The following is a 12318-nucleotide window of genomic DNA, read 5'->3' on the forward strand; positions in this document are numbered from 1 at the left end:
ACTTCCCGAAACTTTTCATTCTGCCTGGCCTCGTTCCCTGCGCAGCTTGGCCCAGTAATCCAGCCGCTTGCGGATTTCACGCTCGAAACCACGGTCTGGCGGATCATAGAAGGTCTGCCGCCCAAGCGCCTCCGGGAAATAGTCCTGCCCGGAGAAGGCGTCGGGTGCATCGTGGTCGTAGTCGTAGCCGGCACCATAGCCTTCCGACTTCATCAGCCTGGTCGGCGAGTTCAGGATGTGTTTGGGCGGCAGCAGCGAACCGCCCTCCTTCGCCGTGCGCATCGCAGCGCCAAAGGCCTTGTAGGCGGCGTTGGATTTCGGCGCGGTGGCGAGATAGATCACGGCCTGCGCGATCGCGAGCTCGCCCTCGGGAGACCCAAGAAAGTCGAACGCATCCTTGGCGGCGTTGCAGATCACCAGCGCCTGCGGATCGGCAAGGCCGATGTCCTCGACCGCCATGCGCACCACGCGCCGCGCCAGGAACAACGGGTCCTCGCCGGCGTCCAGCATCCGCGCGAGATAATACAGCGCCGCATCGGGGTCCGAGCCGCGCACCGACTTGTGCAGCGCCGAGATCAGGTTGTAGTGGCCGTCGGCGGACTTGTCGTAGATCGGCGCGCGGCGCTGCAAAATTTCCTGCAGTTGCGCGGCGTTGAAGATTTCGCCCTTGCGCGCGGCGCGCCAGACCTCTTCGGCCAGCGTCAGCGCGGCGCGGCCGTCGCCATCGGCCATCCGCACCAGCACGGCGCGCGCTTCCGCATCGAGCGGCAGGTTTCGGCCCTCGACCTTCTCGGCATGGGCATAGAGCTGTTCGATCGCGGCGGCATCGAGCGACTGAAACACCAGCACCCGCGCGCGCGACAGAAGCGCGGCGTTGAGTTCGAATGACGGGTTTTCCGTGGTGGCACCGACCAGCACCACGGTGCCATCTTCCATCACGGGCAGAAACGAATCCTGCTGCGCGCGGTTGAACCGGTGCACCTCGTCGACGAACAAGAGCGTGCCCGTGCCCATCTCGCGACGCGCGCGCGCGGCGTCGAAAACCTTCTTCAGGTCGGCGACGCCGGAAAACACCGCGGAAATCTGCTCGAAATGCAGTTCGGTAGCGTCGGCCAGAAGCCGCGCCACCGTGGTCTTGCCGGTGCCGGGCGGCCCCCAGAACACCAGCGAACCCAGCGTGCGCGTCTCCAGCATCCGCGTCAACGCGCCGTCCGGCCCCAGGATGTGATCCTGGCCAACGACGTCTGAGAGCGCGCGCGGACGCAGCCGGTCGGGAAGCGGACGCGGCGCGTCCTCTTCCATCCCTGCCGCGGCAAAGAGGCTCGGAGCTTCGCGCGGTCGCTTCGGACTCATCCGCCGAGCGTCACGTTGATCTGCTGGCCGCCGCGCACCACGATGATGCGCCACAGCCGGGAGCCGGCCTTGCTCGCCTTGTCGAGATCGCTGGTCTTGCCGATCTTCTGGTTGTTGACCGCAAGGATGACATCGCCCTTCTGGAAGCCGACGCTGGCCGCGGTACCGCCATCGGCAAGATCGATGACGACGACGCCCTCGCTCTGGGCGTCCAGATGCAGCTCGTCGGCAATCGCCGGCGAAATATTGGCGACCTTGGCGCCCTGGAACGGCGAGCGCGCGGTGAGCACGATCTCCTCGCGGTTGGTGTCGGGCGCGGTCTCCAGCGGCACCGTCAGCTTGATCGTCTTGCCGCTGCGCTGCACGTCGATCTGCGCCGCGCCGCCGAGCTGACGCGTGGCGAAGCGATAGTCGAACGCGTTGGGATCATCGATCGTCTGGCCCTCGACCGCAACGATCAGATCGGACGGCTTCAGGCCTGCGCGCGCCGCCGGGCTGTTCGGTGAGACATTGGCGACCAGGGCGCCGTTCGGCAGTTTCAGTCCCAGCGTCTCGGCGATCTCGGGCGTCACCGCCTGCAGCTTGGCGCCGAGCCAAGGCCGCTTCACCGCCTTGCCGCCGCCCTTGGCGGAGGCCACGACGACGCGCACCATGTTGGCGGGGATGGCAAAGCCGATGCCTTGCGAGCCGCCGGAGCGCGAGAAGATCGCGGTGTTGATGCCCGCGAGCTTGCCGGTCATGTCGACCAGCGCGCCACCGGAATTGCCGGGATTGATCGCAGCGTCGGTCTGGATGAAGAACTGGTAGTCGGTAATCCCGACCTGGGTCCGCGCCAGCGCCGAGACGATGCCGTGGGTCACGGTCTGGCCGACGCCGAAGGGATTGCCGATCGCGAGCACGACGTCGCCGACCAGCAGCTCGTCGGAATTGGCGAAATCAAGTGTGGCGAATTTCTCCCTGCCGTCCTTGACGCGCAGCACGGCCAAATCAGTGCGGCTGTCCTTGAGCACGATCTCGGCCTCGAACTCGCGCTTGTCGGCCAGCGATATCTTGACCTGGTCGGCGCCCTCGATGACGTGGTTGTTGGTGACGACGAGTCCGGCCGCATCGACCATCACGCCGGAGCCGAGCGAGCGCTGCATCTGCTCGGGCTGCTGGCCGGGCACACCGAAGAAGCGGCGGAAGATCGGATCGTCCAGCAACGGGTTGCGGTTCTGCACCGTCTTCGCGGCATAGACGTTCACCACCGCCGGCTGCACGCGCTGCACGATCGGTGCATAGGACAGGCGCAGCTCGGCGCCCGAGGCCGGCACGCGGCGATCCTGCGCCAGCGCCGGCGTTGCAACCACCACTGAAGCCAGCAGCAAGGCGGCGGAACGGATCAAATTCATCTCGAAAATCCCGGAATTAAGCGCCCCACATATAGATGCGGGGCGGCAACGATAGAAGATAAAGCGGTACACAAAACGACAGCTACGCGGCGCGATCGGATGCCTTGGCGGCGTCGGGCGCGGGCGCACAGGATAACCGTTCCTGGTGGCCCTCGCCCCATGCCCGCAGCGTCTCGATCACCGGACGCAGGCTCTCACCGATCTCCGACAGCGTGTATTCGACCCGCGGCGGCACCTCGGCATAGACCTTGCGGAGCACCAGCCTGTCCTCCTCCAGCGCACGAAGCTGCTTGGTCAGCATGCGCTGGGTAATCCCGGGCATCCGCCGCCGCAACTCCCCGAAGCGCTGGGTGCCGGCCAGCAGATGAAACAGGATCACGCCCTTCCACTTGCCGTCGATCAGGTCGAGCGTGGCTTCCACCGCGCAGCCCGGCCGCCGGGCAAAATCTCGCCGTTTCATGAGGTTTCCCGAGGCCTTTTCCCAATAGTATCCAAACAGGGACTAGTTCCCCGAATTTACAGTACTTGCCAAGTGGATGCCAGCGCGACAGGTAGGCAGCCAATACTTCCCAACAAGGAGGCTCGGACATGAAGGCCGTCGGATACCGCAAATCGCTCCCCATCGAGGACGCCAACGCGCTGATCGATTTCGAGGCCGCCAGACCGGAGCCGACCGGCCGCGACATCCGCGTCGCCGTCAAGGCGATCTCCGCCAACCCGGTAGACTACAAGGTCCGCAAGCGCGCCGCCCCGCCCGAGGGCGAGACCAAGATCCTGGGCTATGATGCGGCCGGCATCGTCGATGCAGTCGGCCCCGACGTCAGCCTGTTCAAGGCGGGCGATGAGGTATTCTACGCCGGTTCGATCCTGCGCCAGGGCACCAACGCGGAATTTCATCTGGTTGACGAGCGCATCGTCGGCTGCAAGCCGAAATCGCTGTCGTTCGCGCAGGCCGCCGCGCTGCCGCTGACCTCGATCACCGCCTGGGAATTGCTGTTCGACCGGCTCGGCGCGGTGCCGGGCAAGAGCCTCGATGCGCGGACGCTGTTGATCACCGGCGGCGCCGGCGGCGTCGGCTCGATCCTGATCCAGCTCGCCCGCCGTCTCACCGGCCTGACCGTCGTCGCAACAGCCACGCGGCCGGAATCGCAGAAATGGTGCCTCGATCTCGGCGCGCATGCCGTGGTCGATCACAGCAAGCCGATGAAGGAGCAGATCGAAAAGCTGAAGCTGCCGCCGGTCGGCCTTGTCGCGAGCCTCACCTTCACCGACCAGCACTACAAGTCGATCGCCGAGTTCATGGCGCCGCAGGGCAAGTTCGGCCTGATCGACGATCCCCCGGAATTCACGATGTCCGCCTTCAAGGGCAAGGCGATCTCGGTGCATTGGGAATCGATGTTCACGCGCTCCTCGTTCCAGACGCCTGACATGATCGCTCAACATAACTTGCTGAACGACGTAGCCGACCTCATTGACAAGGGCGTGCTGCGCACCACGCTGGACCAGACTTTTGGCACCATCAACGCTTCCAATCTGAAACGGGCGCATGCGCTGCTGGAAAGCGGCAAGTCGCGCGGCAAGATCGTGCTGGAGGGGTGGTGACCGCCGAACGACAGGGCTGATCGCAGGGTCGATTGAGCGAACCCTGCATCTGTCAAACCGCGTGCCCGGCTCAGACTATCGTCGTCCTGTTGAGCGCTGCGATCTCGTAATCAAGGACCCACGAAAGACACGCCCGGGTTGATCTCGATCAATGAGGGTTACATCGGCCAACGCGTAGCATTGCGACCTCAACCGATAAGGGAGGATCGCAATGCGACATCGCGTAGTCACCGCCTTGATGTGTTCTACCCTCGCCCTGATCGGCGCAACAAGTCTCGCCCATTCCGACACGCTCGGACGATACGAGTGCAACATCGTCGGCGTCGGAAGTCCGGAGCCGATCGGCGACCGCAACGGCCACGGGCTGTTGAGCTACCAATTCTCCTGCTACGGCGTCGATGGTCTCTTGAAGGGAGCCATCTATTCCGCAGTTCACGTCAGCGAGTGGGATGGCCCGCAAGGCACCTTTCTTCTGGCAGGAGGAGTTCATCGGATCGCGGGAGGATTTGCTGTCACGCAGATGACGGACGGCACCGCCACCGTGACCATGAAGGACGGCAAGCCTGCTGGCGTGACCGGTTCCGGCAAGGCGATGTTCAAGCTTGGCACCGGCAGTCTGGCTGCGCTGTCCGGCAAGGCGGCCAGGTTCACCAGCAAGGTGACGGGCGCAAACCGCTTCGAGCTGGAATTCATGGACTGACTTCCGCTACCTGCCGCTCCGGCGGCTACTACCGCGACCAACCCCGGCGATTTCGTCGCACCCGGATGGACACTGGCTCACGCAGCCTTGAGTTCCAAACGGGCGGGAATTTGGCGATCGTCGTCGGCAATGCGCCCTGCGCCGTTCGTGAACACTTGTTCATCAAAGTTAAATTTGCCGCTGAACCATCTGGCGGCGAACACCTTGAGAAACGAACTTCACCCGAAAGTGTTTAGCGAATGTCTGACTACGGAAAGGAGTTGTTCATGAGGAAGGCACCTTTGGCTTTGGCCGCCGCAGCGGTTCTTGGCCTGACGGCCGTAACGGCACCATCGCCGGCGGAAGCTCACTGGCGCGGAGGGGGCTGGCGCGGCGGGGGATTTTTCCCGGCTGTGGCTGGCGGACTGATTGCAGGCGCCGTGATCGGCGGACTGGTCTCGAACGCATACGCCTATGGTCCGGGGTACGGATACGGCCCGGACTACGGATACTATGGCGGCGGCTATGCGCCAGCCTATTACGGCGGCGGGTACTACGGCGGATATGCGCCGGCCTACTATGGTGGCTATTACGGCGGCGCCTACCCCGTGGTCCGCTATCGCCGCGTGATCCGCCCGGCCTACGCCTACTATGGCGGTCCGCGATACTACGGCGGTGCACGGTATTACGGTGGTCCGCGGTACTACCGTGCCCATTGGCGTCGCTGGTAATCCGTCGGCAATCATAGATCTCAAACAAAAAGCGGCGCCCAAAAGGCGCCGCTTCCGCAATTAGATCCGAAAAAGCTTACGCCGCTTCCTCGGTCTTTTCCTGCACCGGACCGGAGTCCTGGCCCTTGGCGTCGACGTCGCGGTCGACGAATTCGATCACGGCCATCGGCGCGTTGTCGCCGTAGCGGAAGCCCGCCTTGATGATGCGGGTGTAGCCGCCCTGGCGGTCCTTGTAGCGGGGCGCCAGCGTATCGAACAGCTTCTTGACCTGATCCTTGTCGCGCATCTCGGAGATCGCCTGGCGGCGCATCGAAAGGCCGCCCTTCTTGCCGAGGGTGACGAGCTTCTCCACGATCGGGCGCAGCTCCTTGGCCTTCGGCAGCGTGGTGACGATCTGCTCGTGCTTGATCAGCGCGGCGCACATGTTGGCGAACATCGCGCGGCGATGCTCGGCGGTGCGGTTGAGCTTGCGGTGAACCTTGCCGTGACGCATTGGACTATTCCTTCTTCAATTCTGTCGCGGTGGTTCAGCGACAAGTCTGCAGGTGGGCTTCCTGCGTTCGCCCTGGTCAGCGAGTAGCGAATGGTGAGTAGCGAGTAGGTCTGCCCTATTCGCCATTCGCCACTCCCTATTCGCTCAGTAGTGATCTTCGAAGCGCTTCGCCAGCTCGTCGATGTTCTCCGGCGGCCAGCCCGGCACTTCCATGCCGAGATGCAGACCCATCTGGGCCAGCACTTCCTTGATCTCGTTCAGCGACTTGCGGCCGAAGTTCGGGGTGCGGAGCATTTCCGCTTCCGACTTCTGCACCAGGTCGCCGATGTAGACGATGTTGTCGTTCTTCAGGCAGTTCGCCGAACGCACCGACAGCTCGAGCTCGTCCACCTTCTTGAGGAAGGCCGGGTTGAAGGCGAGATCCGGAATGATCTCCTGCGCGACTTCCTTGCGCGGCTCTTCGAAGTTCACGAACACGTTGAGCTGATCCTGCAGGATGCGGGCGGCATAGGCCACCGCGTCCTCCGGCGTGATCGCGCCGTTGGTCTCGATCGTCATGGTCAGCTTGTCGTAGTCGAGGATCTGGCCCTCGCGGGTGTTCTCGACCTTGTAGGAAACCTTGCGCACCGGCGAGAACAGGCTGTCGACCGGGATCAGGCCGATCGGCGCGTCCTCGGGACGGTTACGCTCGGCGGCGACGTAGCCCTTGCCGGCGGCGACCGTGAACTCCATGCGGATTTCCGCGCCCTCGTCCAGCGTGCAGAGCTGCAGGTCGGGATTGAGCACGACGATATCGCCGACAGTCTGGATGTCGCCGGCGGTGACAGCGCCCGGACCCGACTTCTTCACGACCATGCGCTTGGGGCCTTCGCCCTGCATCTTGATCGAGATGTCCTTGATGTTGAGCACGATGTCGGTGACGTCCTCGCGAACGCCCGCGATCGAGGAGAACTCGTGCAGCACGCCGTCGATGTGCACCGACTGCACGGCGGCGCCCTGCAGCGAAGACAGCAGGATGCGGCGCAGCGCGTTGCCGAGCGTCTGGCCGAAACCGCGCTCGAGCGGTTCGGCGACAACGGTCGCAAAGCGGGTCGCGTCGGAGCCCGGCGTGACCTGCAGCTTGTTCGGTCGAATAAGTTCTTGCCAATTTTTCTGGATCGTCACTTTGTCACCCATGTGCCAGTCGATGGGTATTCCGATCACTGGCGTTGGAGATCGCGGATCAGTCCGCGGAAAATTCCAAAAACAATCGCGGACGGCACAACCGCCTGCGATCGAACATCAGACGCGCCGGCGCTTGCGCGGACGGCAGCCATTGTGCGGGATCGTGGTCACGTCGCGGATCGACGTCACGGTGAAGCCCGCCGCCTGCAGCGCACGAAGCGCCGATTCGCGGCCCGAACCGGGGCCGGCAACTTCCACTTCCAGCGTGCGCATGCCGTGTTCCTGCGCCTTCTTGGAAACGTCTTCAGCCGCGACCTGCGCGGCATAGGGGGTCGACTTGCGCGAGCCCTTGAAACCCATCGTGCCGGCCGACGACCAGGCAATGGTGTTGCCCTGCGCGTCGGTGATGGTGATGGTCGTGTTGTTGAACGACGAATTCACGTGTGCGATGCCGGAGGCGATGTTCTTGCGTTCGCGGCGACGTACGCGGGTGGCTTCCTTGCCCATTCTAAAACCTTCCTGTGATCTCAAGCGCCGCCGTACTGCCAGCGGCTACACCTAAAAAAACGCGAGTGGCGAATGGCGAGTAGCGAATGGATTTCCATTCGCCACTCCCCATTCGCAATTCGCAAAACTTACTTCTTCTTTCCGGCGATTGCCTTGGCCGGGCCCTTGCGCGTGCGCGCATTGGTGTGGGTGCGCTGGCCGCGCACCGGCAGGCCGCGGCGGTGACGCAGGCCGCGATAGCAGCCGAGGTCCATCAGCCGCTTGATGTTGATGCCGGTCTCACGGCGAAGGTCGCCTTCGACGAGATAGTCGCGGTCGATCACTTCGCGGATCTGCAGGACTTCCTGGTCGCTCAGTTGGCTGACGCGGCGATCCAGCGGGATCTTGACCTTCTCCACGATCTCGGCGGCATTCTTCTGGCCGATGCCATGGATGTACTGGAGCGCGATCAGAACGCGCTTGTTGGTCGGGATATTGACACCAGCAATACGGGCCACGGAATTCTCTCCTGTCGCCGGCCACCGCCGGACATTTGGTTTAGAGCGCTCGCGCGCTCTTTCTCTGGTTGAACATGAACTTTTCCGAAAATCGGCAATTCGGAATCATGCTCTAGCTCGGGCAAGTGTCCACAAACGCGAACACGACGCCCTAACCCCTTGGTTTCCCGGGGCCCGGCATCGTCTGAAAACTATCCGATCTGGATGCGAGGCTTATTAAGGGATTCAAACGGGTTTCGTCAACCGATTCTAGCGTTTAGCTCGCCTTTTCGTGACCTTCTTGCCGGCTTTCGCGGCCTTCCGGCCCTCCTTCCCCTTGGCCGCCTTGGCGGGCCGCTTTGCCGTCTTCTTTGCAGCCTTTTTTGCCCCCTTGGCGGCCTTCCGGGCCGGTTTGGCCGCCTTTTTGGCGACCTTGGCGGGTTTCCTGGCCGCCTTGGCCTTGCTCGCGGTGGCCTTCCTGGCGGCCGCCTTGGCCGCGACCTTGGCATCGGTGGCGCCGATAGCGGACAGAATCCGGTTAATTTCCCTTGTGACCTGCTCGATGGTCATCATGCCGTCGACGGTCAGGAGCTTGCGGCGCTCCGAGTAGTAGTGGATCAGCGGTTCCGTCAGGGACCGGTACTGGGCCAGGCGCTTGGCCAGCACTTCCGGGGTGTCGTCGACTCGGACTTCCTCGCCGCGCTCGCGCATCTCGGCAACGCGGGTCTCGACGCGCTGCAGCAGCGCGCTCTCGTTGACCCGGAGCTCGACCACCGCATCGAGCTTGATGTGCTTCTTCTTCAGGAGCTCATCGAGGGCCGCGGCCTGCGGCACCGTGCGCGGAAAGCCGTCGAGGATAAAACCCCTCTTCATGTCGGGCTGGTCGAGACGGTCGGAGATGATGCCGATCACGATCTCGTCCGGCACGAGGCCGCCGCCTGCCATGATCTCCTTGGCCTGCAGCCCGACCGGTGTTCCGGCAGCCACCGCCGCGCGCAGCATCTCCCCGGTCGAAAGCTGGATGATGCCGTGTTTCGTCACCAGCCGCTGCGCCTGGGTGCCCTTGCCGGCGCCCGGCGGTCCCAGAAGGATCAATCTCATGACTTTTCGCCCCCCGGCTTGGTGAGCGAAATATCCGCGCACCTTATTCGGAATTCAGATCACGCGCCGCCGATCAGCGGCGGCGGCCCCGCAACTTCGACTTCCTGATCAGCCCTTCATACTGATGAGCCAGCAGATAGCCCTGCACCTGCGCCACCGTATCCATGGTCACGCTGACGACGATCAGAAGCGATGTGCCGCCGAAATAGAACGGCACCGATGCGTAGGAAATCAGGATCTCTGGAATCAGACAGACGATCGCGAGATAGACCGCGCCGAGCACCGTGATGCGCGACAGCACGTAATCGATATATTCAGCGGTGCGCTCGCCCGGACGGATGCCGGGGATGAAGCCGCCATGCTTCTTCAGATTGTCCGCGGTTTCGGTCGGGTTGAACACGATCGCGGTATAGAAGAAGGCGAAGAACACGATCATCGCCAGGTAGAGGAACAGGAACAGCGGCCGGCCGTGGCTGAGCTGCGTGGTCAGCCACTGCATCCACTCCGGGCCCTTGCCGGCGTTGAAGTTGGCGACCGTGGCCGGCAGCAGCAGCAGCGACGAGGCGAAGATCGGCGGAATCACGCCGGAGGTGTTGAGCTTGAGCGGCAGATGCGAGGACTGGCCCTCGAACATCTTGTTGCCGACCTGGCGCTTCGGATACTGGATCAGAAGCCGGCGCTGCGCGCGCTCCATGAACACGATGAAGGCGATCACGGCGACCGACATCACGATGACGATCAGGATCAGGCCGGTCGACAGCGCACCCTGGCGTCCCAGTTCCAGCATGTTGGCCAGAGCTGAAGGCAGTTCGGCCACGATGCCGGCCAGGATGATCAGCGAGATGCCGTTGCCAATGCCGCGCGAGGTGATCTGCTCGCCCAGCCACATCAGGAACATGGTGCCGCCGGTCAGCGTGATCGTGGTGGAGAGCAGGAAGAAGATGCCGGGGTCGCTGACGACGTTGCCGGCGCCCTGCAGGCCGATGGCGATGCCGTAGGACTGGAACGCAGCCAGGATCACCGTCAGGTAGCGGGTGTACTGGTTCAGCGTCTTGCGGCCGGCCTCGCCTTCCTTCTTCAGCGCCTCGAGTTGCGGCGAAACGGTGGTCAGGAGCTGGATGATGATCGATGCCGAGATGTACGGCATGATGTTCAGCGCGAAGATCGCCATGCGGTGGATGCCGCCGCCGGCGAACATGTTGAACATGCCGAGGATGCCGCCGGCCTGCGACTTGAACACCTGCTCCCAGATCGCGGGATCGATGCCGGGCAACGGGATATAGGTGCCGAGCCGATAAACAAGCAGCGCACCCAGCGTGAACCAGATGCGCTTCTTCAGTTCGTCGGCTTTGGCCAGAGCGCCGAAATTGAGGTTTGCCGCGAGTTGTTCTGCTGCTGAGACCATGTTCAGGCTTTCTCCCGTCGCCTCCGAGGCCGAGGCCCGTTCCCGGGCCATCGGCAGACGCCGGACATTATTTGGTGCTCGGCTTCGATAAGTCCATCATCCCGCGCTGCGGCCTTCAACCCATTCGCGGGCAATGACGGAGATGTTACGCCGCCTCGCCTTCTTCCGTCTTGGCCGGGGCCAGGATCTTTATCGAGCCGCCGGCCTTCTCGACCGCCGCGACCGCGGATTTCGAGGCGCCGTACACCTCGATCGTGAGCTTGGCCTTCAGTTCGCCGCGGCCGAGCAGCCGCAGGCCGGCCTTGGCCCGGCGGATCACGCCGGCCTTGACCAGCGACTCGGCGGTCACCGTGTCCTTGGCGTCGATCTTCTTGGCGTCGATCGCATCCTGCAGGCGGTCGAGATTGATCTCGGCGAAATCGAGCCGGAAGATGTTGTTGAAGCCGCGCTTCGGCAGACGGCGATGCATCGGCATCTGGCCGCCCTCGAAGCCCTTGATGCGCACGCCCGAACGCGCGGTCTGGCCCTTGCCGCCGCGGCCCGAGGTCTTGCCCTTGCCCGAACCGATACCACGGCCGACGCGCATGCGCTTCTTGCGCGAGCCGGCGTTGTCGGCGATATCGCTGAGCTTCATCGTTAGCTTCCTTATCCTCGAAGCATGACCTTGACCGAAAACCGGCTCCCGCTCCTCGGGATCATGCTTCCATCTGACTTACTTCTCGCCGACGACGCGGACGAGATGCTGAACCTTGCCGATCATGCCGCGAACTTCCGGCGTATCCGGAAGCTCGGCAACCCGGCCGATCTTGTTGAGCTTGAGGCCGATCAGCGTCGAACGCTGCGAGTGGTGGCGGCGGATCGCGCTGCCGGTCTGCTCGACCTTGATCGTCTTTGCGGCCTTGGCCATCGTCTTAACTCCAAAAAGCGCCTGAAGCGGCGCCGGTTATTCAGCCACCACTTCGGCGTCGCCGCCGACGCGGCGCGACTGCAGCGTGGACACCTTGATGTTGCGGCGCGCCGCCACCGAACGCGGCGAATCCTGATGCTTCAGCGCGTCGAAGGTCGCGCGAACCATGTTGTAGGGATTCGACGAGCCGATCGACTTCGCAACCACGTCCTGGATGCCGAGCGTCTCGAACACCGCGCGCATCGGGCCGCCGGCGATGATGCCGGTACCGGCCGGAGCCGCACGCAGATAGACGCGGCCGGCGCCGTGGCGGCCGGCGATGTCGTGATGCAGCGTGCGGCCTTCGCGCAGCGCCACCCGCGTCAGGTTGCGCTTCGCCGACTCGGTCGCCTTGCGGATCGCCTCCGGCACTTCGCGCGCCTTGCCGTGGCCGAAACCGACCCGGCCCTTCTGATCGCCGATCACGACCAGCGCCGCAAAGCCGAAGCGCTTGCCGCCCTTGACGACCT

Annotated in this window: 15 protein-coding genes; 3 read left to right on the top strand and 12 right to left on the bottom strand. The window is 63.7% G+C overall.

Annotated features, from left to right (window positions below):
- Positions 1-15 precede the first annotated feature (15 nt).
- From V7E26_RS11445 to V7E26_RS11455, 3 genes are all read right to left on the bottom strand, one after another.
- Positions 16-1353, bottom strand: coding sequence for a replication-associated recombination protein A (locus tag V7E26_RS11445; protein WP_324415821.1), 1338 nt, complete (start codon positions 1351-1353; stop codon positions 16-18).
- A complete protein-coding gene (locus V7E26_RS11450) occupies positions 1350-2744 on the bottom strand; it encodes a DegQ family serine endoprotease (RefSeq protein WP_324415823.1) in 1395 nt (464 codons plus the stop codon). The genes V7E26_RS11445 and V7E26_RS11450 overlap by 4 nt, the downstream gene beginning before the upstream one ends.
- A gap of 82 nt (positions 2745-2826) precedes the next feature.
- Positions 2827-3204, bottom strand: a complete 378-nt coding sequence (locus V7E26_RS11455) for a winged helix-turn-helix transcriptional regulator (protein ID WP_324415825.1) — start codon at positions 3202-3204, stop codon at positions 2827-2829.
- 128 nt (positions 3205-3332) lie between these two features.
- On the opposite strand from V7E26_RS11455, the gene V7E26_RS11460 reads away from it, so the two are divergent.
- From V7E26_RS11460 to V7E26_RS11470, 3 genes are all read left to right on the top strand, one after another.
- Positions 3333-4346 (top strand): zinc-binding alcohol dehydrogenase family protein, encoded by a 1014-nt coding sequence (locus V7E26_RS11460; protein WP_324415827.1) that lies wholly within the window; start codon positions 3333-3335, stop codon positions 4344-4346.
- Positions 4347-4557: 211 nt separating this feature from the next.
- A complete protein-coding gene (locus V7E26_RS11465; protein ID WP_324415829.1) occupies positions 4558-5046 on the top strand; it encodes a hypothetical protein in 489 nt (162 codons plus the stop codon).
- Positions 5047-5312: 266 nt separating this feature from the next.
- Positions 5313-5756 carry a hypothetical protein gene (locus V7E26_RS11470; protein WP_324415831.1) on the top strand — a complete coding sequence of 148 codons (444 nt, stop codon included), beginning with the start codon at positions 5313-5315 and terminating at the stop codon, positions 5754-5756.
- Positions 5757-5832: 76 nt separating this feature from the next.
- On the opposite strand, the gene rplQ is transcribed toward V7E26_RS11470, so the two are convergent.
- The 9 genes from rplQ to rpsE form a co-directional block, all read right to left on the bottom strand.
- On the bottom strand, positions 5833-6249 hold the full coding sequence (gene rplQ / locus V7E26_RS11475) for a 50S ribosomal protein L17 (RefSeq protein ID WP_324415832.1): 417 nt from the start codon (positions 6247-6249) through the stop codon (positions 5833-5835).
- 144 nt (positions 6250-6393) lie between these two features.
- Positions 6394-7425, bottom strand: coding sequence for a DNA-directed RNA polymerase subunit alpha (locus V7E26_RS11480; protein ID WP_324415834.1), 1032 nt, complete (start codon positions 7423-7425; stop codon positions 6394-6396).
- A 105-nt stretch (positions 7426-7530) separates the two neighbouring features.
- Positions 7531-7920: a 30S ribosomal protein S11 gene (gene rpsK / locus V7E26_RS11485; RefSeq protein ID WP_006021048.1), complete on the bottom strand. Its 390-nt coding sequence runs from the start codon at positions 7918-7920 to the stop codon at positions 7531-7533.
- A gap of 128 nt (positions 7921-8048) precedes the next feature.
- On the bottom strand, positions 8049-8417 hold the full coding sequence (gene rpsM, locus V7E26_RS11490) for a 30S ribosomal protein S13 (protein WP_324415844.1): 369 nt from the start codon (positions 8415-8417) through the stop codon (positions 8049-8051).
- A gap of 249 nt (positions 8418-8666) precedes the next feature.
- On the bottom strand, positions 8667-9497 hold the full coding sequence (locus V7E26_RS11495; RefSeq protein WP_324415846.1) for an adenylate kinase: 831 nt from the start codon (positions 9495-9497) through the stop codon (positions 8667-8669).
- A gap of 73 nt (positions 9498-9570) precedes the next feature.
- Entirely contained in the window at positions 9571-10902 is a 1332-nt protein-coding gene (gene secY, locus V7E26_RS11500; protein WP_324415848.1) for a preprotein translocase subunit SecY, read from the bottom strand.
- A 145-nt stretch (positions 10903-11047) separates the two neighbouring features.
- Complete coding sequence (rplO, locus tag V7E26_RS11505) at positions 11048-11536, bottom strand: 50S ribosomal protein L15 (RefSeq protein ID WP_324415850.1); 489 nt, start codon at positions 11534-11536, stop codon at positions 11048-11050.
- A gap of 78 nt (positions 11537-11614) precedes the next feature.
- Complete coding sequence (rpmD, locus tag V7E26_RS11510) at positions 11615-11809, bottom strand: 50S ribosomal protein L30 (protein WP_324415852.1); 195 nt, start codon at positions 11807-11809, stop codon at positions 11615-11617.
- Positions 11810-11845: 36 nt separating this feature from the next.
- A partial coding sequence (gene rpsE, locus V7E26_RS11515) for a 30S ribosomal protein S5 (RefSeq protein WP_324415854.1) occupies positions 11846-12318 on the bottom strand: 473 nt, incomplete at its 5' end.

This window comes from Bradyrhizobium sp., assembly GCF_036735945.1.
Lineage (GTDB): Bacteria > Pseudomonadota > Alphaproteobacteria > Rhizobiales > Xanthobacteraceae > Bradyrhizobium.

Excerpts from the sequence above, each read along its gene's own strand:
- V7E26_RS11445 (WP_324415821.1), bottom strand. The coding sequence starts at position 1,353 with ATGAGTCCGAAGCGACCGCGCGAAGCTCCGAGCCTCTTTGCCGCGGCA.
- rpmD (WP_324415852.1), bottom strand. The coding sequence starts at position 11,809 with ATGGCCAAGGCCGCAAAGACGATCAAGGTCGAGCAGACCGGCAGCGCG.
- V7E26_RS11495 (WP_324415846.1), bottom strand. The coding sequence starts at position 9,497 with ATGAGATTGATCCTTCTGGGACCGCCGGGCGCCGGCAAGGGCACCCAG.
- V7E26_RS11480 (WP_324415834.1), bottom strand. The coding sequence starts at position 7,425 with ATGGGTGACAAAGTGACGATCCAGAAAAATTGGCAAGAACTTATTCGA.
- secY (WP_324415848.1), bottom strand. The coding sequence starts at position 10,902 with ATGGTCTCAGCAGCAGAACAACTCGCGGCAAACCTCAATTTCGGCGCT.
- V7E26_RS11470 (WP_324415831.1), top strand. The coding sequence starts at position 5,313 with ATGAGGAAGGCACCTTTGGCTTTGGCCGCCGCAGCGGTTCTTGGCCTG.
- rplQ (WP_324415832.1), bottom strand. The coding sequence starts at position 6,249 with ATGCGTCACGGCAAGGTTCACCGCAAGCTCAACCGCACCGCCGAGCAT.
- V7E26_RS11455 (WP_324415825.1), bottom strand. The coding sequence starts at position 3,204 with ATGAAACGGCGAGATTTTGCCCGGCGGCCGGGCTGCGCGGTGGAAGCC.
- V7E26_RS11460 (WP_324415827.1), top strand. The coding sequence starts at position 3,333 with ATGAAGGCCGTCGGATACCGCAAATCGCTCCCCATCGAGGACGCCAAC.
- rpsK (WP_006021048.1), bottom strand. The coding sequence starts at position 7,920 with ATGGGCAAGGAAGCCACCCGCGTACGTCGCCGCGAACGCAAGAACATC.
- V7E26_RS11465 (WP_324415829.1), top strand. The coding sequence starts at position 4,558 with ATGCGACATCGCGTAGTCACCGCCTTGATGTGTTCTACCCTCGCCCTG.
- rplO (WP_324415850.1), bottom strand. The coding sequence starts at position 11,536 with ATGAAGCTCAGCGATATCGCCGACAACGCCGGCTCGCGCAAGAAGCGC.
- V7E26_RS11450 (WP_324415823.1), bottom strand. The coding sequence starts at position 2,744 with ATGAATTTGATCCGTTCCGCCGCCTTGCTGCTGGCTTCAGTGGTGGTT.